Below are 24,173 nucleotides of genomic sequence, written 5' to 3' on the forward strand. Positions count from 1 at the left end.
ACCATTTTCCATGGCCATCACGGGCGCGTAATGCTCAGGATAGATGCGTGAGTCCCGCGCCTTACGCGCGGCGCACTGAATGTCCTCCAGTTCGCCGCGCTTCCAGGCGATTTTGTCGGTAGCGATTCGCTGACTTTCGGTTGCAGTCTTGGTCACTTTTACCTGGAGTGACCGGTCGGCGTCCGTTAGCCGTTTACGCTGCTTAAACAGGACATTATGCGAAACGACACGAGCGCTACAGGCGTGCAGTGTCGACGAGATTTTGTGTGAACTTTAGCCAGCGTCAGGCTGCCAAACATCATGTGGCGGCTCGGACAATTGCGTATGACAAGCGTATTGCTGGTAGACGATGATGAGGAGACGTTGGCTGCATGGAGCGCCAGTTGTGCCGCTGATGGATTTGAGGTTAGGGGCGCGCGCGACGGCCAATCAGCATTGGCAATGTTCGTCGAATTTCCTGTGGACATTGTGGTTGCCGACTGGCGTATGCCGGTGATGTCGGGAAGCGAACTCTGTCACCAACTGCGCACTCTTCCCGGACTAGCCGATGTTGTCTTCGTACTGGTTTCAGGAGAGCCTAGTCCACCCGCCTTCGTCAGCTACGACGGTTTCCTTCGCAAGCCCGTAGATGGGCAAATTTTACTGGCTACCATGCGACGGCTGCTGACAGAGCACGCAACGCATCGAGAGCACCGGCGCGGCGGGACGAAGGAATGAAGCGAACGTCTGCTTTTGTGCATGATATACGGCGTCACTCGCGTAGATTGACGCTATCGTGTCGAGGTCTTCCTTCGCCACGGCGGTCATCCATGCGTCGTACCGGGATAGGAGATGTTTTCGGATGTCCTGCTCCGTCGTGGCTTCATTCCTTCAAGATTCTCGGCGACCATGTTTAGGGAATGGGTCGAAGGCGATTGGCAAAGTCCCACAGGCGATGCATTGGATTCGTCCTTTGGGCCGCCTCTTGGGAGTGCAGTAGGCGGCAGGGACTATCGAAGCCCCTGCCGCGCGATCAACTGCGTGGGCCGCGTTGTTGCTGGTCCTTCTCCTGCGATTCGAACAGCGCCTTGATTCTCCTGCGATTCGAACAGCGCCTTGAAATTGCCTTCGCCAAATCCATCTTCTCCGCGGCGTTCAATAATTTCGAAGAAGACCGGGCCAATCTGGCGCTTCGTGAAGCGTTGGAGCAGAATCTTCTGCGGACCCTTACCGTCGACCAGGATGCCACGCTCAGCCAGACGCCTGATGTCGAGGCCGTGCCCCGGAAGACGTCTATCGATTCCGTCATAATAGTTCTGCGATGGCGCCGCCATAAACTCGACGCCGGCGGCACCGAGCTTTTGAATGGTGTCTTCGATGTCGGACGTCAGCAGCGCGATGTGTTGAATCCCTTCGCCACCGTAGTCACGGATGAATTCATCGTTCTGGTTGAGCACACCAGGTTGGTCATGGGCGGCAGCTGCCACCGGAATCGACACGCGGCCGCACGGGCTCACCATTGAGCGCGCGCGCATTCCGGACATGTGCCCCTTGACTTCGAGATACTGCTTCTCCGCAAAGCCGAACGTGTCGCGGTAGAAGTTGGCCCACAAATCGAGGTTCTTGGGGTGGACAATATTCGACGTATGATCGACGGCCAGGATATTGGCGTCACCTTCCTGCGTGTTTCGGACTTCAACCGGAAGCGAGAAGATTTCGCGGAAGTCGCTGTCAACAAAGTACACGAGACTGTCTCCGATACCGAGAATCGTCGGCGTGTCGAGGACAAACGCTCCTTCCTTTTCGGCAGAGGCGCTAACCGCACCGCCGGCCACTGCTTGCTCGCGTGCAGCCTGTGCGTCGTTGACGCGAATGCCAATCGCCCTCACCGACGCACCATGCCAGGACTCGAACGCGTTCGGATTCCCATTAACGATAAACGCGGCCGCGCCTTGCGTCATCAGGAGCATGCCGCTCCTGGACTTACCGCGAAGACAGAAGCCAAGTTGCTCGAAGAGATCGACGAGCTCCATCGGTCGGGATGAGACGAATTCTACGAAGGCGAATCCGTCAGTTTTTACTCGCGTACTCATGATATTAGGTGGCATTCCAAAGTATGGGCCACGCGCGGAAATAGGCATCGCCGCAAAGGGAGTCGACTGGTATTCCATGAAGTCACCAGCAAAGAGAATCTTCTGCTCCGGCGTGAAAATTACTTGCGGGTCGCAGCGACGACCTTGATTTCGACGATAAGCTCAGGGCGAGCCAGCGCGGCGATGCCGAGAATGGTCCATGCCGGGAAGTCGGAGCGGATGTATTGCTCTTTTACCTCGCGGAAGGTGGCGAGTTGGGAGCCAACATCGACGTGATAGGAAACAAGCTCGACGACATCCGTGAAATCGAGGTCCATATGCTTGAGCACGGCTTCGATGCGCTTGAATGCGACGTCGACTTGCTCCTTCGGGTCCTCCGGAATCGACCCGTCGGCGCGCAGCCCGATTTGCCCAGCGATGAACACCAGCCCGTTGGCCGTCACGGCCGGCGAATACTGGAACAGGTCGAAAATGCGATTGCTTCCGAAGGTTGCGTCATCGTCAGGAAGACGCAGGCGCTCGATTTTGCTCATGGCAGTCCTTCAATCAACTGGAGTAGTACAGGGAAATTGATTCCAACGTGACCACTTTAAGTGACCGACCAGGCTGCAGTCTGTATAGCGAGTTACCAAATCAGCCGAGAAGTTTGGACGAATCGAGCACCCAGATGCGACGCTGCCGGAGTTCAATCGCGCCGAGCGTCGTCAACCGCTTCAATGCGCGTGTGACAGTGACGCGGGTCGCGCCCGTCATTGCGGCGATTTGCTCGTGCGTCAGAGGGATGGATATCAGCGTCCCGTTCTCGCGCTTCTCGCCGTACAGGTCTGCCAGCCGCCCCAGTAGTTCCCCGATTCTCATCTCCGGCTTCGGAAGTGCAAGGTATTGAATGCGGGAGGCCAGGATCCGCTGCTTGAGCGCAACAATGCGCATGAGGGAGATGGCAAGTTCCGGGCAGGACGGAATGACGCCTGTGATAACCCTGATGTCGAACTCAATCAGTTCCGAATCCTCAGCTGCGATGGCTGTCGCAATGCGCGGAAAACCGTCCATTGCGGGGGACTCGCCAAACATCGCCCATGGTCCCATCATTTCAAGCATGAACTCGGCGCCATCGCTTTGAAAAATCGAGACCTGAATACGGCCTGAAAGCAGAAAGTAAAAGGTAAAGCCGAGTTCGCCCTGACGATAAATCATGCTGCCCTTCTCGACCTTTATCTTCCGACCGAGATGGGCCGCGCGAATCCACACGCCCGCAGTAGCGTCGTCCATATGCCATGTCTCGGTGGTCGCCGCGGCGCTCTTGCTCAAGCCTGCCCCCTTTCATGTAGGCGTGCCGACGCGCGTATTGTGGCACGAACGTAAGACCGGTTCGATTGCGGGTTCGGGTGCCTGGTCACGAAGACGCTTGATAAGCGCAAGCACTTCCTTCATCTGGCGCACAGAGATAGCAGTAGTCGGTTCTACACTTCGTCTCTTATACGTGGCGCGTCGGCGCACATATCCGGGACCGGCAGTGTTGCCCAGGCTGCGGCGGACAGGGTGTTGGTTGCAAATCCAGCGAGGTCCCGCCAATCTACAGGGTGGTCTACGCTCGCGAGAAAGTCATCCAATGCTGCTCGGGAAAGCGACACGCTTACATTGTTCTCAAGCGGGTGAAACAGAAACGTTGACTCCCGGGCCAGCCCTGAGTCGATGACAAGTCGAACACACCTGGCATCATCATTGACCAACGCGACGGGGCTCAGAGAGCCAGTCCGTATTCCCAGCAATTCGAAGAGCTTGTCTGCGGACGCGAACGAAAGCCGTTTGCTACCCAGAGCTTCGGCGACCGCGGACAGGTCAAGCGATTTGGTGGCGGTCGTCACTACGAGAAAGTACCGGCCCTTCTTATCTTGGAGGAGCAGGTTTTTACAGCGTGCTCCTTCCAGCGAAAGCGTCAGCTTTTCAGACTCGGCCATATTAAGCACCGAATCATGCTCCTCGCAGAAAAATGGTATCTCCCTTTGTTCCAGGAGATTCAGTAGCTCGTCTTTTCCTAGCATGCTGTCGTCTATCTTTAACCAAAAGCGAGCGGACCCGCAACGGCTCCAGGCCGGCTCGCTCGCAGCGAACGCTTACGCGTCAAACACAGGATACGACGCCTTGCGAATTGCCGCGAAGGTGTCTTCCTTGGAAAGCAGTCCGGACTCGTCCAGAATCGAGACCAGAGAGCGGCCTTCGACCACGGATTGGCGCGCAAGCTTGCATACACGAGCGTAGCCAATCTTCGGAACCAGTGCCGTGGCAACCGCCATGGATTCCATCAAATGCTGCTCGTTGCGCGCAATATCAGCCTTGATGTCCTTGACGCACTTCTGCGAGAAGCGCTGAATGCCGTTTGTGAGCAGCGCAATGCTGTCGAAAACGCGCGACGCGACCACGGGCTCGAAATGGTTGATTTCCAGTTCACCGTACTGCACTGCCTGCGCAACTGCAACGTCATTTCCAACAACCGCGAAGCTCAGCTGAATCATCGCCATCGGCAGGACAGGATTCACCTTACCCGGCATGATGGATGACCCGGCCTGCGCTTCCGGCAGCTTCAGCTCTCCAAGGCCGCCAACAGGACCCGACGACAGGACCGTCAGGTCGGATGCGATTTTCGCGAGAGAAACAGCACACGTGCGAAGTTCAGCCGAAACGCGTGAGAACACATCCATGTTCTGCATTGCATCGAACGGATTCGTTGGCGCGTGATAGTCGACTCCGGTGATGTCGCGAAGGTGCGCGTACACAGCGGCACGGTAACCGGCGGGCGCGCCGAAGCCGGTTCCAATTGCGGTGCCACCCAAAGGAAGTGTTCGGAGCTTATGCCGGACCGCAATGAGCTCCTCTGCCAAACGCTGTGTCAGAGACGCGTAGCCTCCGAACAGTTGACCCAGACGCATGGGCTGGGCGTCCTGCAGGCAAGTCCTACCGAGATGCAGTATGTCAGCGAACTCGGTGGCTTTGCTATCAAACAGGGCAGCAAGTTGTGTGAGCTCTTCGATCAATGGGTCGAGCATTGCGTACGTCGCAATTTTCAACGCCGCCGGATAGACATCGTTCGTAGATTGGGACAGGTTGACGTGGTCATTCGGATGAATCACTTCATAGTTTCCGGCAGCGCGACCCAAAAGCTGCTGGGCGCGATTGGCGATGACCTCGTTGAAGTTCATGTTAGTGGATGTCCCGCCCGACCCCTCCATCAGGTCGACCACGAACGAAGCGTCAAAGTGCCCCTCGATGACTTCCTGGCACGCTTTGACGATGGCCTCGCATTGCTCTTTGGTCAGGACCGCGTTATCGCAGTTGGCCAGAGCCGCAGCCCACTTGACCTGGGCGAAAGCGTCTCGGAACTGCGCGTAGTGGGCGATGTTCAGAGACGAAACCGTGAGGTTGTCGACTCCGCGAACCGTGTTGACTCCATACAGCTTGTCGCCTGGAATGGTGACTTCACCGACATAGTCACGTTCGACTCGCTGTTCACCTTGAGTAAGCTTATTCATAAGAATTCCTTTCGCCAACGGTAATAAGTTTCTCTATTTCTCCGCCTAAGGCTTTCAGCCTCGGCAAGAATGACGTTTCAATGACCTCGCGCGCGGTATCGCACGCGTCATCAAAAAATGCGTTGTATTCGTCCCTGCGCGCCACCAGGTAAAGAGAACGCTCGAGACCCAACTTTTCAACCACATGGATAGCGACGTTGCCTGCATGCGTCACCCCCTGAAGATGGCACATTGGGGACGTGATGGCCCATCCAATTCCTTCCGCAACCATCGAGGTCAACGCATCGGCGTTGTCCAGTTCAAGCCGGTTCGGAAGCCGGACTTCAATTCGTCGCAAATATCGCTCAATCTGCATCCCAACCTGTGAAGTGCGATTGAATCGAACAATGGGCAAGCTGTTGCCAAGCGCTCGTACATCTTCGACGGTTCGCACGGGTCTCCTGAGTGCCTTCGGCGTTATGACGAAGTAGCGCTCCGAAAAAAGTCGATACCGAACCACGTCATTCGCGTCCATTAACGGGTCGCTCGTGACAATCAGGTCGAGGTCACGCCGCAGAAGCGCTTCTCCCTGCTGGGGACTCAACCCGGTACGTATCGACAGCTGCGAAACTTTTCCCAGCAAGTTCTTTGTAAATACTGAGCCGCAAGTAGACGCAAACGAGTCGACCAGCCCGATACGCAAGTCCGGCTTGATGCCTCGTCCGGCTTCTACGACCTGCGCCTTCAGATTCGCAATCTCTTCGCTTAAAACGGCGCCTCGATTTCGAAGTGCGATGCCAAAGGGTGTTAGCGCCAGCGGCCTAGTCGTGCGGTTGACGAGGACGACGCCCAATTCTTCCTCGAGCTGCCGAATGATTTGCGACACGCCTGATTGAGATATACCCAGCCTGGCTGCCGCCGACGACATGCTTCCCTCTTCGGCGACGGCGACAAAGACCTGAACTGCATGCATATCGATGGGTTTGATTGGCGACATGGCGCGTCCTGATAAGAGCGTACTGGCCTGTGTTCTCGTGTCCGGACCGCCAATTCTCTCTGGGCAATCAGAACCGTGTTTTGCTGCGTCTCAACGCTGAGGTAGCGATGGATACGTCATGTCGCTCCTCAGCTATTGGTTGGTCTTCGCCCGCAGCATCGGACTTTACGTCCGAGAGGTTTTCCCCACCCGTCTCCGGAGCCAGCACATGGCAGAAGACTCCGCCGATAAGCAGCACCGCAACACAGACACCTAACGCAGCGTGAATGCCAACGTGCTGCACTGCGAGCGGCAGCAGGAATGTGCTGATGGCAGAACCGAAACGGCTTGAGGCGACGGCGAAGCCGACGCCGGATGCTCGAAGGTGGGTCGGGAAGAGTTCGGGCGGATAGACGAATTCGAGGTTTGCCGCGGCTGACAGAATGCATGCGAAGAGCCCGAACGCCAGCATCGTGCCGATGGGTCCAAAGCTGGCGTACGCGAGCACAGCCAAGGCAAGCGCCGCAAAGTAGAAGGTCCCGATGAGGAACATGCGACGGGAGAGCTTATCGATGAGCAGCAGGCCAATCACTGCGCCGGCAAAGAGCAGGATGTTGTAGACGAGACCGCCCACGAACTTGTCTTTTACTTGCAGCGCCTCAAGAACCTTCGGTGAAAAGGTGCCCAACGCAAAGTAAGGAATGACTTGGCACGTGTAGAAGACGCAGCCAACGATAGTGTTCTTGCGCCAACGCGGTGAGAACAGTTCCGACCAGGCGCCGCGTGATTGTTGAGGCGCCACGGTCTGCTTCGAAAGCATGACTTCTGGACCGAACTTGCGATGGATGATGGCAAGCGCTTCATCGCCGCGACCACGCTTCATCAGCCACATCGGCGATTCGGGCACGATGAGCCGGAACGGAAGAATCAGCAGGGCCGGAACTCCGCTTGCCGCCAGCATGAGGCGCCATGCGTCAGGGCCGATATCCCGCATCGCGAAGCCGGCCAGGTAGGCACCGACGTACCCGGCGGCCCACGCCGCCGCGAGCACGCTAAGCAGACGTCCACGATAGCGACGAGGCGAATATTCCGTCACAAGGGATTTGCTTACCACGTAGTCGGCGCCGAGAATGAACCCGAGCACTAGGCGCAAGACCAGCAACTGCTCGGGCGACGTCACGAAATACTGGGCAGCGGAGACCACCGCGAAGAGCAGCATGTCGAACGCAAAAATCGTCCGACGGCCGTATTTGTCCGCAATCGGGCCCGCCAGCATGCTGCCAAAGAAGAGCCCTGCAAGCGACGCCGCCCCAAGCAATCCCATCCATAGGGCATCGAGATGAAGCGGACCGGCCGCCATGCTGACGGCAATTCCGATAATTCCCAAGACGAAACCATCACTGAACTGCCCGCCCGTTCCGCTGAAGGCAACTCCCACGTGGAAGGGGCGAAGCGGTAGGTCCTCCAGCAATACGTGTTTGTTCACAATCGTCTCCTGTCTCTCGTTCTGGTGCTCAAGTGAAGAGCACCTTGGAAACCAGTTTATGGTGACGAATTCAGAAAAACAGCATGTTACGACCTAGTATCACTAATTCTAATACTGCCCCACAGCGGCGTTGAATTTGGGCTAACCCGAAGAAGCGGCCCGGAAAAAACGGCTTTCGCGGACGACAAAAGGCCGGCCGGAGAACCGCCCGGCTCTGGATACGCGACACGACGCCACTATCCTTCGCATCCCCCCGACGGAATACTTGAAGCGTAGGTTGCTAAAGGAGCATGACAATCTTCCCGTAGTTATCCTTAGCGAGTCGCATCGATCGGATGTTTGAGAGCAAAGAGGATGCGCGGCCGTCCCGCCTGATTCTGCGTGGCGCCGGCGGCGGCCGTCCCTTGTGCGAGAAAGGCGCCGTAGACTGCAAGCAGTAGCAGCCAGCACACGAATGATTATCAAGGATGTCATATAGACGGCATTCAACTATCGCATCTTGCGGTCAACATAGACGCGCCCTACTCTGAATCCGGCTGAACATAAAGCTTCGGGTCGGCCGCAATTCTGCAATGTCATCTGGAGCACCCTCCCATCCTTCGCAGTTCGTAATGGAGCAAATATGGACGACAAGATGATTGCAGCGATTGTGACTCGGAAGTGGCCACTCGCCCAGGGTTATCACGCAGTCGAATTGCAGATAAAGCACCGGTTGGAACTACCATCGTTCGAAGACGGAGCGATAGTCGACCTCGCTCGAGGCAATGGAAGCCGAGCCGTGCGGTCGCACCCGCTATGGCACGCTCCTTCACGACGTGACGCGTTTTTACTGGGAATCCGGCAAGAGGACGATAGCAAGACGGCACGAGCAAGTTCAGAATTCCCGTGGAACCGAGGAGACGAAATTTACGTAGGCGTTCCGCGAGACACTGCCGTTGTCATAGACCAAAGCGCGCGCTACATCCTGTTCTCAGCTGGCGTTGGGGTCAAAGCTATCGCAGGTGTCGCAAGGCATATCGCATCAGTGGCGGGATGCTGCCTGGAAATTCACAATTTCGCTCGAACACCCGAGCGAGCTGTCTTCCGGACGGATTTGGACGAACTTCGCGACCATGCTCAGGTTAACCACCGAATCGGTCTAAGCGAGGCGCAGATTGCGAACGCTACGGCTCACGCATTGAGCCCCACCCACGCGAACTCACATGTAATCTGCAGCGGACCACCGGCGTTCATGAAGCTTATCGAATGCCAAGCGCTTCAGTGGGTCTACCCCTCGAACATGCATAAAATCGTGCTTGGCGACAGAGTATTCAGACAATGATATTGCGACGTTGTCGCTTCCACGATACGAGCTCTATCACTGAGCCCGCCACAACGATGCATCAGTCATCGTCATCGTCATGGTGGTGCTTGTACCAACCACGATGCCGGCCATTGTCATGCCAACGCCGCTCCTCCCGGTATTCGTCCTGATATCCGTAGCCATAGGCCGGTACTGGCGCGTAGACGACGGGCGGCGATTGGTAGACGACCGGAGGCGGTTGATAGACGACCGAAGGCGGTGCCGCGTAGACTGGGCCGGGCACGCCAAGAAAGACGCCGATGTCCGCGTGAGCCAGTGCCGAGCTGGATGCACATCCCAGGGAAACTCCCAGCGCGGTTAAAACCAATACGCGTTTCATGGTGCTTTTCCATTCAGATTATGCGGACCGCCTGAAAGGGTCCGGCACAACATCGTAGACGGCGCGGAAAGTGCTCGGTGAAACCGAGTAGTCTCTCCGGTAACCGTTTGTAATACGCGATATGGCTCACTGGCGGGGCCGTGCCAAATTTCTGACCGGTCCGGCGCTATCGCGAGGCGGCGACGCTCTTCGTTTGCGGATTGTCGTCGCGGCGAGCACGCCAAGAATGATGGGAATGGGCTTGCGATATCGCAGTAAGAAAACACCCAACGGACAAGCTGGTCTTACCATCGAAAGAGCATGGGTCAGGCCGCCGCCTGCGAAGGTCGCACTTCAACGGTGACATGCGACAGCCCCTTGAAGCGCTCGAGTACTGCATGATAGAAACGCGAGTCTCGCTGGGGTTCACCTGTTGCCACCGACACCACAGCACTCATGTGACCTGGACCCACGCGCCATACGTGCAGGTCGACGACCTTGTCGCCACGGTCCTCAATAGCATGACGCACGTTCTCTGCCATACGTCGATCGGAGTTCATGTCGAGCAGGATTGCGCCCGTGTCTCGCATCAAGCCGTATGACCAGTTTGCAATCACCAGCGCACCAATCACGCCCGCCAGGGGGTCTATCCACAACCAGCCGAACGCGCGCGCCAGCACCAGACCGATGATGGCCAGCACCGAGACCGCCGCATCAGCCATGACATGAATGTAGGCTGACCGGATGTTGTGATCACGGGTCGCAGCCTCATGCGCGTCGTGGCCGTGCTCATGCTCTTCGAACTCGACTTCGTGTTTGCCATCCGGCATTCGCACGATGGCCTTGAAAGCATGCGGCTCGGGAATGTCTTGCTTCGATTCCAGATAGCCGCCACGATCCGCCAGCGCGAATACCTGTTGCGTCCCATCGGGCCGTACCGTCGTAACGGACACCGCTGAAGCGTCCAGTCGTGAACCCTCCGTCGCCGGTGTAATGCGGAAAACGGGTGGCACCCCATCTTCGAAGATGGAAACGGCAAACACACCGGACGGCGCAAAAATCTTTCGCACCTCGTTTTCATGAGCGTGGTCGTCGTGACCATGCTCATGACCATGACCATGACCATGGCTATGGCCGTGGTCACCGCCGCTCAGCAGCCACACGCTTGCCAGGTTGACTAGCAGGCCGACCACCGCGATAGGAATCGCTTCGCCGAAGTGAATGGGTACCGGCGACAGAAAACGCGACATCGCCTCGTAGCCAATCAGCACTGCAATCATCGCAAGCACGATGGCACTCGTGAACCCTGCAAGGTCACCGAGCTTGCCGGTACCGAACACGAAGCGGGAGTCGGTGGCGTGCTTGCGCGCGTAGGTGTACGCCAGCGCTGCAATCAGCATTGCTCCAGCATGCGTCGACATATGCAGGCCGTCGGCGACAAGCGCAAGCGAGCCGAACATACTGCCGCCAACGATTTCAACGAGCATCATCGCGCTGCACAGCGCAATCACAGCCCATGTCTTCCGCTCGTTCTTTTCATGACCGGCACCCAGAAAGATATGGTCATGTCCTGCGCCGAATGCGGCGTCTTTGAAATCATTCATTTCGAAACCTACTTGAAATAGCTGTGAACAACCTCGATGAGCTGTTCGGTCGCACTGCCGGCCGGCTCTTCGCCGTCGTTCGCATCGACAAGGTGGTTCCTGATGTGGTCCTCCAGCACCACGGCAAGCAGGCCGTTCATCGCTCCACGACAACTCGTAATCCGCTGCAGGACATCCGAACAACCATGCTCTTCCTCAAGCGCCCGTTCGATGGCCTCAACCTGCCCCTTGATACGGCGAACCCTGTTGAGAAGTCTTTGCTTTTCTTGAACCGTATGACTCATCGTGCTCTCCCGATACCCCCATGGGGTATATTGTGGTTTGCAGTCTACCATAGGGGGTAGGGGTATTGTTTCGTTCGTGGCAGCCGGGTGCCGCAGGCGTCTCGCCAAGGGCACTGCTCGTGGTCGCAGCCTGCGGTAAAAGGCTATTTGATCTTCTATTGGCGTGCGGCAGCGTAAGCAGCATCGGCGACTGGTGCTGGTAAAAAGCGCCTCAAAAAACGAACAGTCTCAGCGCGAGGCCGATTACACCGCATGTCAGCACGACCGGTATTACCCCGACCTTGAACCGGAACAGCGCGATACCGGCAGCCACACCTATAAGCAGCGAGGGCCATTCGAATCCACCATGCATGCCATGCGGCCACAACACGTGAAGGGCGAAGAACACGGCAAGGTTCACGATGACGCCAACCACAGCGGAAGTGATGGCTGTCAACGGCGCAGTAAATTTCAGATTACCGTGGGTCGTTTCGATGAAGGGACCGCCGAGCAGAATGAACAGGAAAGACGGCAGGAACGTAAAGAACGTTACGACGACGGACGCGACGACAGCAGAGGCCATTATTGCGTCCGGTCCGAACACTGCCTTGGTCCAGCCACCAACGAAACCAACGAAGGAAACCACCATGATGAGCGGTCCAGGCGTGGTCTCGCCGAGCGCCAGGCCATCTATCATCTGCAGTCCGGTCAACCAGTGGTAGTTATCGACGGCACCCTGGTAGACGTACGGCAACACCGCATACGCGCCCCCGAAAGTTAGCAGGGCGGCTTTCGTGAAGAACCAGGCCATTTGCGTGAGTGTTCCCGTCCAGCCGTACACAAGCGAAAGTACCGCGATGGCCGCGAGCCATATAAGCATGAAGGCAGCAAGCACGACAGTGAATCGCTTCCATGTGAAGAGCGCGTGTCGGGGAGTGGGTGTGTCGTCGTCAAGGAGTGCGGGACCGAACGCCTTGTCACCGCCCTTGTGCCCTCCACCAACAACGAATCTGGATGGAGCGTACTTGCCTCCAAAGTGACCGACGATCCCGGCGACCAGGACGATGAGAGGAAACGGGACATTGGCAACGAAGATAGCGACGAACGCGGCCGCCGCAATCGACCACAGCCACGCATTCTTCAGTGCGCGAGAGCCGATCCTGTACGCGGCGAAGACGACAATCGCCGTGACCGCCGGCTTGATGCCGTAAAGCACGCCTGCCACAGCCGGAACACTGCCGAAAGCCATGTAGACCCAGGATAGTCCTATCAGGATGAAAAGCGACGGCAGGACGAAGAGGCCTCCTGCAATCACGCCACCCCACGTGCGATGCATCAGCCAACCGATGTAGGTGGCGAGTTGCTGCGCCTCTGGTCCGGGAAGTACCATGCAATAGTTCAATGCATGCAGGAATCGCTTCTCGGAAATCCAGCGTTTTCGTTCGACCAGGTCCTGGTGCATGATGGCAATCTGCCCGGCCGGACCTCCGAAGCTGATAAAGCCTAGCTTGAGCCAGTACCAAAGCGCCTGGCCAATGGTGACCGACTCGACCGCCTGAATGCGCTGATTGCTCATTTCGTTGTCCGGCACCGGTTGACTTTGTTGCACTTGAAACTCCGAATGCTTCAGCTTGCGATTGAATGTTCAGCGGTGTGCCGATACCTCGGCGGCGTTACCCCAGACCGGTGGTCCAAATCGCGCAAGCGGTGCGGCTACGACGCCGGGTTTCCCATAGCGATTGGCAACGGATACTGAACGGAGAAAACTACTACGGAATCGTTCAGAAGTCCGTTCACCTCCGTCGCGTGGCTGCGCTCTTTTCCACCGCAGCGAAATGCGCGAGCAGCGAGTCAAGCATTTGGCTCATTTCGCTCAGCAGTTCGTCCTCGCTCAGCCCGCGTCATCACCGCCTCAAATCCCGCCTCGGGACGCACGTCGTGACGATAGACGTCGAGACACACCGCGCCTACTTTCCACTCAAAAACTTTGGCGGGCAGGCGATGCCGCGAATCTTACAGCCGAGGCTTTAGAAAGGCTCACGCGGCGCGTGCGGCCCTGGCGACCTTGCACCTACAACGTGGGCAGCCGCTCGAAGTTGTCAAAGCGGGCAAACGGTGGCGGAATTTCGGTTACCTCGAGCTCATCGACGAGCGCTGCCGACATGCCCTCACCGAGCCAGGCGCACATGACCGCCAACTGCTCCGGCGAACCCTGCAGCATCACCTCCACCGAGCCGTCCATACGGTTGCGGACCCAGCCGGTGACGCCCAGTTGTCTCGACCGTCGTACACAGGCCTCCCGATAACCCACACCCTGCACCTGGCCACGGACCCGAACCAATCGGGTCTCCAAGAGCTCATCTTTATCTTCAGATTCCATGGGTGCATCCGTCTCATGAATTTTGACTCTGCTGCTACTCCGTGAATTTACACCTTGTTTCAAGCCGTTCGCCCCAACGCCGATGACCGTTCGCCCGAGTTGCCGAACGGATGTTCAAGTCGACGTGGCGCAACACGGCACCCCGAAGCGGGTTAACATCGTCGGCGGCCGGCCTCCACCCGCGATTTACAAGGTGTCGTTTATCACTTTTTTACTTGTTGCCGAGTTTCAAGGCCGCCTAGAATCTCTAGGAATATCAAACAGAGGACAGATGCCGTGGACAATCGATGTCGTCGATTTCCTAACAGTTTCGCTGCCTGAGCGACAGGACCTCCGCGCCCGTTTTTTCCAAGCCGCCGTTTTGCCAGCAGGCAGACCTTGCGCGCCGTGGTGACTCTCTCTGTGCACCTCAATTAGCGCCATATGGCCGCAGCGATTGCGTGCGTCCGCATGGCACTGCGTCGTGACGCGTCAACTCTCGCCGCTGCGTTCGTTAGCACCTTTTCGAATCACTGGCGTGGGCAGACGCGTGCCCCCTCACTAAGACACGAGAAGCCTATGCATGCAGACAACGCCGCACTTGCAGCGGAATACCAGCAGTACCTTGGCGAGGCCGAAAAATGGTTCCGTCACGCGAAGGAAGTGACACACGCCGGGGTTGAAACCAAGAGCGCCCGGGGAGTCGCGACGGGGTACACCGGCGAGCCGTATGGCCCACTGGCAGTGTTCAACGAATGGGCCGACCGGCAGTTCGCGAAGCAACTCGCGCCGGGATACTTTGACGCCGCGAATCTGAGCGACCGTGCCGCGTTCGACGTTTGGCAGGCTGAAATGGTGCGAGATATTCGCGCCCATTGGTCAAAGAAGCGCGTGTTTGGAACGCGCGGCAAGACCCATCAAATCGAATTCCCACCCCTGCCGTTTTTGCAAGCTTCGCGGCTGGCCAACAGTTTCATCAAGGCGTTGCGCGTCAAATGCAATAAGCGGCCGCACGTACTCGAGGCAATATTTGCCAACGGACACGTGGTGCTGAACGCGCCGACGTTGGCCGTGCTCCGCGACCTGCACACGACACTTCCGGAGTACAACTTGCTGCAAAGCGAGGCCGAAGTCCAGCTAAGCTATCGCTCGATTCAACAGCGCGCGCGAGACTTCTGTGCGGAATATGGCGGCTCTCCACTACTGCTCGATGTCTTCGCTCGTAACAAGCGGGCGGACCTTGAAGGCAAGGACCTGGATTCCCGCTCTTCTCTGGTTGGCCGGTCGCGAAGTCAGGTCCAGCTCGTAACCTCTTGAAGAATGGCGGCGTTTGTTTCGGTGAAGGTCCTACTCTGTTTAACCGGGCGGTCTGTGACCCCGAAGCCGGAAGCTGGTGTAGAGGCGCGCGCACCTTGTGGCACTGGACAAGAATGAAAGCAGCGCGGCAACGGACGAAAAATGCTTCTTCGTCGAGCCGGAGTCACCGCCCAGGAACACAGTGGCGGTCAGGTTCGCGTTGCACAGAAAAAAGGCGCGAGAAGCCGATTGCTCAGCGTCACGCGCCAACCTGGTACCACTACTGCAATCGGTCTATCGAACGAGGAACCCGTATGTCAACGGGTCTCGTTCATCCACTATCCAGTTGGCAAAGCCGCATACGAAAGCGTTGCCTTCGACTTCCGGAATGACGGCCTTGAAGTCACCCACGGTCGTTTCGCTCAGGACACGTCCTCTAAAAACGGTACCGATAATGGACTCGTTCACCAGCGTATCGTCTTTCCCTAGTTCCCCACGCAGATAGAGCTGCGCAACACGTCCACCGGTTCCAGAACCCGTGGGCGAACGGTCAACCTCGCGGTCCGCGAAAACGCAACAGTTGGCTTGCGTGGAGCCCGCATGGCGCAGTGCGTTAGCAATGATCGTCCCGTAGATGTGGTTGATTTCAGGGATATCCGGGTGTTCGACTGGAAACGCCTCATTAGCGGCCGTCTTGACCTCTGCACCGAAACGGATGAGCTCTTCCACAGAAGACTCACGTACTTCGAGACCATGTGGCTGGCCGTCTGTATAGAAATAGAACGCGCCACCGAAGGCGATGTCGCCCGTCACCGGGCCGAACGACGGCGTCTGAACCGTGACGTCCTTTTTCCAGATGAACGACGGCACGTTCACGAAGCGGACATTACCTGCGTGCTCGCCGTCCCATTCAACGAACGCTTCGATGAAACCACACGGTGCATCGATACCGATGCGTGTCACTGGTACCTCACGTTGCACCCAGCCCAGTTCGACCGCTGCTGTCGACAGCGCGATGACACCATGACCGCAGTGGTCGCTGTAACCCTCGTTGTGCAGGAAGATGATGCCGAAATCCGCGTTCGGGCTAACCGGTTCCGTCAGGTAACCACCGTACATATCTGCATGGCCGCGAGGCTCGAACATCAGGGCCTTGCGAATTTCGTCGGCGTTCTCCTTCAGCCACGCGCGTCGCTTGACGATGGTATCGCCAGGAAGACGCGGCAGACCGCTAGTAACGATGCGAAATGCTTCACCGCCGGTGTGGACTTCAACAGTCGAGATAGTGCGTGTGATTTTCATGTTTGCTTCAGTGAAATCGGTGGGTATCCTGCTTCTATACGCGTACGGGACGGGCAAGCGATTTAAATCGGCGCCGCTTACGCGCCGGCGCCAACTTGACTGGCGTTTGCACCGAGCGCTTTACGTGCCACGCGGCACGCGGCCAGGTCCCACGCAGCGCAGCCAACGCTCTTGAACAGAGTCGGCGCACTCGGCTTTAGCTCCGCTCAGGACTCGCGATGTGTCCTGCGCCATATTCAATGATGGTCTCCCGAAGAACGCGCACCAGCGAGGGATAGTCCAGCAGTGCAGCTGTTGCATTGGCGTCGAAATTTCGAGTGCTGAGAGAGGTCATGTTCGGGTTTGTCTTTGGAGGGGCGGGTCCGGCCATGCGCGAAAGGCATGCGCCAATTGAGTGCTAGTCAGTGCAGACGGTGCGCGCGACCGATGCCGCGCGCCAGCCGTTCACTCTGCGACTGGTTCGAGCAGTCGGCCGGCTTCCTTCATACACACTCCAGCCTTGATGACCACGGGAATGTGTTCGCCCTGCCCCAGCAGAAGGGAAATGTCCTCGATCGGATCACCGTCGACCACGATGAGGTCAGCCACGGCTCCGACAGCGACCGTTCCCCGCACGCCAGCTTCACCCGTGATTTCGGCGGCAACGCACGTTGCCGACCGGATGGCCTCGACGTTGCCGACGATTTCTGCCCGCACGGCAAACTCGTCGGACTGGAAGGCGTGCAGCTCGCCCAGCATGTCCGAGCCGAACCCGACCTTCACGCCTTCTCGCGCCATCAGCGCAAGTGCCTGCCGGCCGACGGAGCGTGCTCCCTCAATCTTTGCGAGCGACTCGGCGGGGAAGCCAAGCGCGGGACCTTGTTCAACGAGACGGTCAAGAGTAGCGATCGTGGGCACAACCGCCACGCCGCGCTCCGCCAGCAAACGGGCAGTCTCCTCGTCGATGAGGTTGCCGTGCTCGATACATTTCACCCCGCATTCGACGGCACGCCGGACGGCGCGAGCGGTGTACGCGTGCGCCATCACGTAAGTGCCGGCAGCCTCCGCTTCCTGAACCGCGGCACGGATTTCATCTTCCGAATACTGCGTGTTGGTGATGGGGTCGTTGGGCGAAGCGACACCGCCCGATGCCATTATTTTGATCTGTGAGGCCCCTTTCAGGAGTTCTTCGCGTACTGCCAGACGCATCGCCTCAACACCGTCGACCACCCGGGCAATCGCTCCCTGGCGCCCCAGGCACCCGCAGGCATCGTCAAGCTTGTCATTGCGTTGACGGAAGTCGCCGTGCCCGCCGGTCTGCGACAGTGCCTTGCCTGAGGACAGGATGCGCGGGCCCCAAAGCACACCGCTGTTGACCGCATCGCACATGCCAAAGTCAGCGCCGCCTGCATCTCGAACGGTGGTGAACCCGCGGTTCAACATGCCGCGCAGGATAGGCAACGTCTTAAGCGCAGCCAGGAAGTTTGGCATCATGGCGTTGGCGCCCAGATTCGCATTCGACGCGACGACGTGGACATGCAGATCGATGAAACCCGGCAGGACGGTGCGCCCTGGAAGGCTCATTCTGCGGGCATCGACAAACGACGACGGTATCTCTCCTATTGCCGCGATCTTTCCGTCGGCGATGCAGACATTGACGTTCGTCCGGCGTTTCTTCGTTACGGGGTCGAAAACGTTGACCCCTTCGATTACCAACGTGTTCATGTGAATTTCCTCAAGACCGGTATGGCTTCATCAGCAACATGCCGAGCAGGCTAGGTCTTGAGAAGCATTGGCGGAAGGTTCAAATAGCAAAACTGACTTCAAGGGTCGACGCACGCAACGTCCCCAACTAGACGAGATAGTTTCGCAGGCGCTATGACTTGTGATGCATCCAAGTCGATGCTTTGCACGGCGCATTCCAGTCGTAGAATCGCCATTCACGTTTGTCGCTCAAGGACCGCTACGTTGATGGCGTAATCAACGCTAGCCGGTCGAGGCATGGGGAAACAGGATGTGTTTGTTCCGGGAAACGACAATGAAAGAAAAGGCAGTATCGGCGGAAGCATCGGCCCTCGAGCGCCTGGAAGCGCACTACGCTCAGGCACCCGATGAACAGCCCTCGACTCTTGAGCTGGCACGGTTTGCCACGGCGATGCAGGAGCTAAAAGACGCGCGAGAAGCCTTTGACGCATTAGTCACCAAAAGAAGCGCACCATCGCCATGAGCAATCTTGTATGGCTCGTCTAACATCGACTCGTCTCGCCTTATCGCTTCCACGAAGGACCTGATGATTTGAGCGCCTTCCTGCTTGGCAGCCAGCGCGACACCTTTCGGCCGCAGGTAGCCGGTAACCAGTTACATATCGGTTCCGGCTCGGTTATCCGCCGCCGTGCGGGCCGGGGCAGTGCAAGGTATTTTCGCATTACATCTTGTGCAGCAGGCGGTTTGTCAGCCCCACCCCCTATAACAAACCTGCAGGGGCGAGATGCGTCGGCGAGTTCACAAGTCCCGTCGATATCGCGATTTCGCGCCCCGATGAACTGCGCTCCGTACCTCGGCTCGGCGCACTGCGCATCAGCATCAGCTACCCAATAGTGCCCGCACCTGACCGTATTCGTCGCCCTCCCAGGGGCGTGAATCCGGTGGAAGGGTGCGCGAATAGCGAAAACCCTAAGGAATACAGAAGGTGGTTACAAGGAGTGAATCATGAAATCACAGTTGATGGTCGTGCTTGCTGCTGGCGGATTGCTGGTCACGCCGGGGCTCGCAAACGCCCAGGACACGATGCCGGCGCCGCAAGCCCAGCAGCAGCAACAGAACCCCGCTACGCCGGCCGCGTCCTCTGACATGAACTCGCAGTCGTATGGTGGAGTGCCCGCCACAAACACACAAAGCGGCAGGCGCGCCGCAGAGAAATGCAGGTTGGACCCGCAATGCAATATCTTCTTCGGTAGCTGAGCGATTTCTGCGCTGTGCATCGGCTCATCAAGTAGACCTGTAGGTGCTCCCGGTCGCCGGCTGCCTGAAGCACTATCGGTTATCGTGTCGGCGGGAAGCCCCCGAGGGTCGTCCCAATTTATAACAACGACGGCCCCAAGCAGACACGCTGCATTGATAACTTCTCGTACACTGCAAACAGCATTAGCCTGTCGACGACGGGATTCGAACTATATGCATTCAACGCCTCGCTATCGACGCCAGGCTACGACCTGCAATTGCGTTAAAAAACCATTGGCACGCTGGGCGGATACATCGTGTTGAACGGGACAGCGACGGCCTGGGGCGACGCAACAAAAATCAGTCAGTGCGACGCTCACCATCACGCTTCAACCCCACACTGAGGGGCCGTAGAGGTGAATGGGGAGGTGGTGACCGCTGTGCCGTTCGCGGTCGACGACGATTAGCCTCGCTTGACGCGCAATACAGACTCTGTCGGCTCCTGCTCATCGACGCCTGCGACGCATATGCAATTCCTGCCTTGCTGTTTGGCGGCATACAGCGCGCGGTCGGCGGCTCCGACGAGCATCGCAGGGTCGCTGTCCTGTCTGGCCTGCGTTGCAGCGACACCGACGCTAATCGTGACGATGGCCTAAGTTGCAATCGTCAAGCGCTTTGTCAGCGCCAGCATCAACGTGGTAGTGATGCTTCCTACTCCCTCGCTGACCATGTGCATCGCGACTCTCGAATTACATAACAGCGATTTGAAACAAGCAGTCCGCTGGAAAAAGCGATGCATTCGCGAGTCGATGATTGGTTCGATGGGGCAATCTGGGTCGCTTCCGCTAAGCTTTGAAACCAGAGTCCCCTTCACTCGACAAGCGTACGAGTTCGTCAATAACAACCCGCACGCGCGGCTGAATATATTTCGTCCGTGGCCAGATGACGTGTATTGGCATCTCGCCGCGGGTCCACTCATCAAGGACCTGCACTAATGCCCCGCTGCGTAAGTGTTCGCCCACAAGCCACGTTGGCAGCTGCGCCAGCCCGCATCCAGCAAGGGCGGTGTTTAACATGGCTTCGCCATCACCCAACTCATGTCTCACCTTCACATCCACCGGCTCGGATACTCCTTGCTCGTTTCTTAAAAGCCAAACTGCCCGCTGGGTTCTGCGTAATCCACCAATGCAGTCATGGACAAGCAAGTCATCTTTCGTTTTTGGTATTCCATTGCGCTTCAGATAGGCTCGTGACGCGCAAATCACCAGTCGCTGTTCGCCCAGTCTACGTGCAGCAATATCCAAATCGTCTTTCAGCACGCCGATTCGAACTGCAACGTCAATGCCCTCGGCAATCAGGTCAGCTAGTCGCTCACTGAAATTCGCCGATAGGTCAAGGCGTGGATGTCGGGTGGATAGCTCTAGCAGAGATGGCAGCACGTGCCTACGCCCGAACGTCGCCGGCAACTCCACTCGTACCCGCCCAACCGGCTCGCTCCGCCCGGTCGTAAGGTAGCTCTCCGTCTCTTCGAGTTCATTGAGTACACGAAGGCAACTTGACAGATATGCCTCTCCTTCGTTCGTCAGCGTCAGGCGTCGCGTCGTGCGATGGACCAGCTTAGTGCCAAGGCGCTCTTCAAGGCGCGTCACGGCCTTTCCGACAGCGCTGCTCGTCAGTCCAAGTCGCAGGCCGGCCGCCGTAAAGCTGCCCTCCTGCGCCGATAGAACGAACTCATTCATGCCCGAGAATCTGTCGCCGGCCACTATATTGGAATCCAAGGATTAAGTCATTGGAATTTTACGTGGTTTTTCGCCTCCGTGGATGAAATTACAATTTCACCATCTACGGAGGTTTCGATGGAGTCACGCGTTCAAAATCCAGTACACGACCATTTCGCCTTGGCGCGGCAGCCCGCTTACGCGCGCCTCTTCGCGCAGGGCAAGCTGACGGTAGGCCTGATTCTGCCGCTGGAGACGCATCCAGACAGCCCCGCGCCCACGATGCAGGACCATGTAGAGATGGCGCAGAAGGCAGACAACTTGGGTTTCGCGGCGTTGTGGATGCGCGACGTTCCTTTTTACGACCCGAGCTACGGCGACGTTGGACAAGTCTTCGACCCAATGGTCTACATCGCATATCTGGCCGCGTACACGAGTCGGATAGCGCTCGGCACGGCGGGCATTGTGTTGCCAATGCGAGAGCCGCTCATCTTGGCGAAGCAGGTCGCGTCGCTCGACCAGCTCTCGCGTGGCCGAATGGTAATCGGGATGTCGTCCGGCGACCGTCCCTCTGAGTATCCGCTGTTTGGAATCGATTTCGAAACGCGAGGCGACCGATTCCGCGACGCCTTCAGCGTCTACAAAACTGTCATCGAAGAAAGCTTTCCGCATTTCGCGTCGCCTCGTTTCGGAAGCGCATGGGGGACGCTCGACCTCGTTCCGAAGCCCGCTTACGAAAGAACACCAGCCATCGCGGTCGGGCACGCACAGCAGAGCCTCGCCTGGATTGCAAAGAACATGGACGGCTTCATCGGCTCCTCCCCTGTTACGCACCAGCTACCAGCTTTTGCAACGCAGTGGCACACGCTAGTCAGTGAGTCGTGCGGCGCTGAGCAATTCAAACCGCTTGGCATTGGTGGCTTCCTTGACCTGGTCGAAGACCCGAATGAGCCGCTAATTCGAACACGAGGAGGCTTCCGCTCTGGAAGCAAAAGCTTGGCTAGCTTTCTTCATAACGCACAGAATGCGGGGGTCAATCACGTAGCGCTCAACCCGAAAGTCAGTCGGCGACCGTACTCGGAACTCATGGACGAACTGGCTGCAGACGTACTACCGCACTTTCCGTCTCACTGAACAAAAAACGATTCCAACGGAACACGAACTGGCTCGTTTGACCGTACGTCATTTTTGAGCGCCAGCTTGCAAGACCATTGATTGCCGACGCCCCGATGACTGTGACCACGTGACTCGCCTGATACGAGTCGACTCGAACGTGCCGACCCCAACGCCTTTGTTTAGGAGCATCATGAACTACCATTTATTAACCGTAGAACAACGCATCACCAGACTTGAAGACACCGAGGCCATCAAGCAATTAAAGGCTGAGTACGCACGCAATCTCGACCGCCAGTTCGACGGCGACAGGCTTGCAACTCTCTTTGTTGAAAACGGCCTTTGGTCCATTAAAGGGGTTGGAGGCGACGCAAGGGGTCATACCGGCATCAAACAGCACTGCAGGAATTTAAGCAAAGGCATCAGTTGGGCGCAGCACAATATCTTCTCGCCCATAATCGACATCAGCGCCGATGGTCTCCACGCGGACGCCAGTTTCTATTTGCAATGCCTTCTAACGATGAAGTCATCTGAGGAATCTCCCAAAGAAGAGGCCGTAGTCCTATCCGGAAAATACGCCGACAAGTTCGTGAAAATTGACGGCAAATGGCTATTTGAGGAAGTCACCGGAATCATCGAGCAGTCGGCACCCTGGACGGAGGGTTGGGTTAAGTCTCCACTCGTGAAGGAATCCTGGTAATTCGCGCGAATTCGAGAAACCAAGACAGTACCGACGCCGTAACGCCCACCAAGGCGCACTCACCAACGACCAACCCACGCAAAAACGCCTAATGCTTTGCGCATCGGCCCGCTCGCACATGCGGATTCAATGCCCGACGCACGGCGTCACAGCACTAACGGAAAATTGCCATCTCGCTATGAAAGACATCTTCGACGCATTCAACCTGTCCGGCATAGTTCTCAAGAACCGCATCGTCATGGCGCCCCTGACCCGCGCACGCGCCTTACGCGACATCGCAGACGAGCATACAGCGCTCTATTACACGCAACGAGCTACCGCAGGCCTGATTGTCAGCGAGGGCACGTCAATATCCCGTGAGGGCCAAGGATATCTGTTCAATCCGGGTATTTTTACGGCCGAGCAAATCGCCGGCTGGCGCCTGACCACAAACTCGGTTCACTCCGTCGGTGGTCGAATCTTTGCCCAACTCTGGCATGTCGGCCGCGTTTCTCATCCGTCGATTCAAGAAGGCGGAAGGCTGCCTGTGAGTGCAACTTCGAAACAAGCTACAACTGCAAAGGCCTTCGGATATGACGAGAGCGGAAAGCCAAGCCCCGTCGACACACCACCGCCACGTCCTCTCGCAACAAAAGAAATTGCGCGTATCGTAGAGGACTTCGCTCAAGCCGCGGATAACGCAATCCATGCTGGCTTTGACGGCATTGAGATTCACGGCGCAAACGGATATCTGTTCGAGCAATTCATGAATCCGCTTGTCAATGACCGTACCGATTGCTACTCCGGCACCACTCTGGCCAATCGGCTACGGTTCACCCTTGAAGTTATCGATGCTGTAACGTCACGCATCGGTGCTGAGCGTGTGGGCATCCGTATTTCGCCCTATGGGAAACTCTTCGATATGCCTCATTACCCCGAGATTGAAAGTACATACATCGAGCTCTGTCGAGAAATCGGAAAGCGAGGGCTCGCCTATGTACATGTTATGAATCAGTCAGGGTACTCTCGTTTAGACAGCGCCTTGGAGCCTGAAGCGGAATCTGGTTTTTATAAACTTCTGCGGCAGATGAAGCCGCTTTTGCAACAGACTGCGCTGATTCTGGCCGGAGGGATGACGCGTGCACGTGCTGAACAAATGATTGCCGATAACATCACCGACCTCGTCGCGTTCGGCGCAAGCTACATCAGCAACCCCGAC

Annotated in this window: 23 protein-coding genes and 1 pseudogene; 7 read left to right on the top strand and 17 right to left on the bottom strand. The window is 57.4% G+C overall.

Annotated elements, in window-relative coordinates; translation table 11 throughout:
* The first annotated feature begins 324 nt into the window (after positions 1-324).
* On the top strand, positions 325-717 hold the full coding sequence (locus P0D73_RS37570) for a response regulator (protein ID WP_132375565.1): 393 nt from the start codon (positions 325-327) through the stop codon (positions 715-717).
* A gap of 272 nt (positions 718-989) precedes the next feature.
* On the opposite strand, the gene P0D73_RS37575 is transcribed toward P0D73_RS37570, so the two are convergent.
* The 12 genes from P0D73_RS37575 to P0D73_RS37630 all read right to left on the bottom strand — a co-directional run bounded on the left by P0D73_RS37575 (position 990) and on the right by P0D73_RS37630 (position 13,948).
* Positions 990-2,150 (bottom strand): 4-hydroxyphenylpyruvate dioxygenase family protein, encoded by a 1,161-nt coding sequence (locus P0D73_RS37575; RefSeq protein WP_408435163.1) that lies wholly within the window; start codon positions 2,148-2,150, stop codon positions 990-992.
* 41 nt (positions 2,151-2,191) lie between these two features.
* Positions 2,192-2,605: a RidA family protein gene (locus P0D73_RS37580; protein WP_408289362.1), complete on the bottom strand. Its 414-nt coding sequence runs from the start codon at positions 2,603-2,605 to the stop codon at positions 2,192-2,194.
* Between the two features lie 100 nt (positions 2,606-2,705).
* Positions 2,706-3,380, bottom strand: a complete 675-nt coding sequence (locus P0D73_RS37585; protein ID WP_132375569.1) for a Crp/Fnr family transcriptional regulator — start codon at positions 3,378-3,380, stop codon at positions 2,706-2,708.
* A 152-nt stretch (positions 3,381-3,532) separates the two neighbouring features.
* Positions 3,533-4,114 (bottom strand): prolyl-tRNA synthetase associated domain-containing protein, encoded by a 582-nt coding sequence (locus P0D73_RS37590; protein ID WP_408435165.1) that lies wholly within the window; start codon positions 4,112-4,114, stop codon positions 3,533-3,535.
* Positions 4,115-4,186: 72 nt separating this feature from the next.
* Positions 4,187-5,599, bottom strand: coding sequence for an aspartate ammonia-lyase (locus P0D73_RS37595; RefSeq protein ID WP_408435167.1), 1,413 nt, complete (start codon positions 5,597-5,599; stop codon positions 4,187-4,189).
* Positions 5,592-6,575: a LysR family transcriptional regulator gene (locus tag P0D73_RS37600; protein WP_132375575.1), complete on the bottom strand. Its 984-nt coding sequence runs from the start codon at positions 6,573-6,575 to the stop codon at positions 5,592-5,594. The genes P0D73_RS37595 and P0D73_RS37600 overlap by 8 nt, the downstream gene beginning before the upstream one ends.
* 67 nt (positions 6,576-6,642) lie before the next feature.
* Positions 6,643-8,040 (bottom strand): MFS transporter, encoded by a 1,398-nt coding sequence (locus tag P0D73_RS37605; RefSeq protein ID WP_408435169.1) that lies wholly within the window; start codon positions 8,038-8,040, stop codon positions 6,643-6,645.
* 1,382 nt (positions 8,041-9,422) lie between these two features.
* Entirely contained in the window at positions 9,423-9,722 is a 300-nt protein-coding gene (locus tag P0D73_RS37610) for a hypothetical protein (protein ID WP_408435172.1), read from the bottom strand.
* A 305-nt stretch (positions 9,723-10,027) separates the two neighbouring features.
* Positions 10,028-11,305 (bottom strand): CDF family Co(II)/Ni(II) efflux transporter DmeF, encoded by a 1,278-nt coding sequence (gene dmeF, locus P0D73_RS37615; protein ID WP_408435187.1) that lies wholly within the window; start codon positions 11,303-11,305, stop codon positions 10,028-10,030.
* Positions 11,306-11,313: 8 nt separating this feature from the next.
* Positions 11,314-11,589 carry a metal/formaldehyde-sensitive transcriptional repressor gene (locus tag P0D73_RS37620; protein WP_132375581.1) on the bottom strand — a complete coding sequence of 92 codons (276 nt, stop codon included), beginning with the start codon at positions 11,587-11,589 and terminating at the stop codon, positions 11,314-11,316.
* Between the two features lie 211 nt (positions 11,590-11,800).
* Entirely contained in the window at positions 11,801-13,144 is a 1,344-nt protein-coding gene (chrA, locus tag P0D73_RS37625; protein ID WP_408435189.1) for a chromate efflux transporter, read from the bottom strand.
* Positions 13,145-13,639: 495 nt separating this feature from the next.
* Complete coding sequence (locus P0D73_RS37630) at positions 13,640-13,948, bottom strand: acylphosphatase (protein WP_132375587.1); 309 nt, start codon at positions 13,946-13,948, stop codon at positions 13,640-13,642.
* A gap of 558 nt (positions 13,949-14,506) precedes the next feature.
* Here P0D73_RS37630 and P0D73_RS37635 point away from each other — a divergent pair.
* On the top strand, positions 14,507-15,244 hold the full coding sequence (locus tag P0D73_RS37635) for a hypothetical protein (protein WP_408435174.1): 738 nt from the start codon (positions 14,507-14,509) through the stop codon (positions 15,242-15,244).
* Between the two features lie 273 nt (positions 15,245-15,517).
* Here the strand turns inward: P0D73_RS37635 and lhpH are convergent, their stop codons facing one another.
* The 3 genes and pseudogenes from lhpH to P0D73_RS37650 form a co-directional block, all read right to left on the bottom strand.
* Positions 15,518-16,525, bottom strand: coding sequence for a trans-3-hydroxy-L-proline dehydratase (gene lhpH / locus P0D73_RS37640; RefSeq protein ID WP_408435176.1), 1,008 nt, complete (start codon positions 16,523-16,525; stop codon positions 15,518-15,520).
* A gap of 77 nt (positions 16,526-16,602) precedes the next feature.
* A pseudogene (locus tag P0D73_RS37645) lies at positions 16,603-16,716 on the bottom strand (delta(1)-pyrroline-2-carboxylate reductase family protein); the annotation flags it as partial.
* 253 nt (positions 16,717-16,969) lie between these two features.
* Positions 16,970-18,229, bottom strand: a complete 1,260-nt coding sequence (locus tag P0D73_RS37650) for a metal-dependent hydrolase family protein (protein WP_408180349.1) — start codon at positions 18,227-18,229, stop codon at positions 16,970-16,972.
* Positions 18,230-18,542: 313 nt separating this feature from the next.
* On the opposite strand from P0D73_RS37650, the gene P0D73_RS37655 reads away from it, so the two are divergent.
* Together P0D73_RS37655 and P0D73_RS37660 are read left to right on the top strand one after the other, a co-directional pair.
* Positions 18,543-18,731 (top strand): hypothetical protein, encoded by a 189-nt coding sequence (locus P0D73_RS37655; RefSeq protein ID WP_408180348.1) that lies wholly within the window; start codon positions 18,543-18,545, stop codon positions 18,729-18,731.
* A 482-nt stretch (positions 18,732-19,213) separates the two neighbouring features.
* The gene (locus P0D73_RS37660) at positions 19,214-19,465 is read left to right on the top strand and encodes a hypothetical protein (RefSeq protein WP_408180347.1); all 252 of its coding nucleotides are present in this window, start codon (positions 19,214-19,216) and stop codon (positions 19,463-19,465) included.
* Positions 19,466-19,907: 442 nt separating this feature from the next.
* Here P0D73_RS37660 and P0D73_RS37665 read toward each other — a convergent pair whose 3' ends face one another.
* On the bottom strand, positions 19,908-20,093 hold the full coding sequence (locus P0D73_RS37665; protein WP_408289468.1) for a GGDEF domain-containing protein: 186 nt from the start codon (positions 20,091-20,093) through the stop codon (positions 19,908-19,910).
* A 196-nt stretch (positions 20,094-20,289) separates the two neighbouring features.
* On the bottom strand, positions 20,290-21,183 hold the full coding sequence (locus tag P0D73_RS37670; protein ID WP_408435179.1) for a LysR family transcriptional regulator: 894 nt from the start codon (positions 21,181-21,183) through the stop codon (positions 20,290-20,292).
* Positions 21,184-21,300: 117 nt separating this feature from the next.
* Between P0D73_RS37670 and P0D73_RS37675 the strand changes: the two genes are divergently transcribed.
* The 3 genes from P0D73_RS37675 to P0D73_RS37685 form a co-directional block, all read left to right on the top strand.
* On the top strand, positions 21,301-22,296 hold the full coding sequence (locus tag P0D73_RS37675) for an LLM class oxidoreductase (RefSeq protein ID WP_408435181.1): 996 nt from the start codon (positions 21,301-21,303) through the stop codon (positions 22,294-22,296).
* 172 nt (positions 22,297-22,468) lie between these two features.
* Entirely contained in the window at positions 22,469-22,975 is a 507-nt protein-coding gene (locus P0D73_RS37680; protein WP_408180344.1) for a nuclear transport factor 2 family protein, read from the top strand.
* Positions 22,976-23,153: 178 nt separating this feature from the next.
* Positions 23,154-24,173, top strand: a 1,020-nt coding sequence (locus P0D73_RS37685; RefSeq protein WP_408435183.1) for an alkene reductase, incomplete at its 3' end; no start/stop codon positions are given.

This window comes from Paraburkholderia sp. RL18-101-BIB-B, from assembly GCF_046026985.1.
Taxonomy (GTDB): Bacteria; Pseudomonadota; Gammaproteobacteria; order Burkholderiales; family Burkholderiaceae; genus Paraburkholderia.